Genomic DNA, 232 nt, shown 5'->3' on the forward strand with positions numbered 1-232 from the left:
TCGCCTCGGGCGATCTCGCCGTTTTCCGCACTGCCGGCGCTTATGGCGCGACAATGGCATCGACCTATAACAGTCGGCCTTTGGTGCCCGAAGTGATGGTCGATGGCGATCGCTATGCGATTGTCGCCGACCGGATCAGCGCCGAGACGATCATCGCCGCCGAGCGCGTGCCCGAATGGCTGAAAGCCTAGGCCTGCACAGCCTGCCGCTGTTTTTCCGGCTGGCGGGGCGG

General features: G+C 64.7%; 1 pseudogene. It reads left to right on the forward strand.

The annotated features are described in order from the left end of the window. Positions 1–191 (forward strand): annotated as a pseudogene (locus LD028_RS09580) (hypothetical protein); the annotation flags it as partial. Between the last annotated feature and the right edge of the window lie 41 nt (positions 192–232).

It is taken from the genome of Anoxybacillus sp. LAT27 (assembly GCF_022030075.1).
Classification (GTDB): domain Bacteria; phylum Bacillota; class Bacilli; order Bacillales; family Anoxybacillaceae; genus Anoxybacillus; species Anoxybacillus kestanbolensis.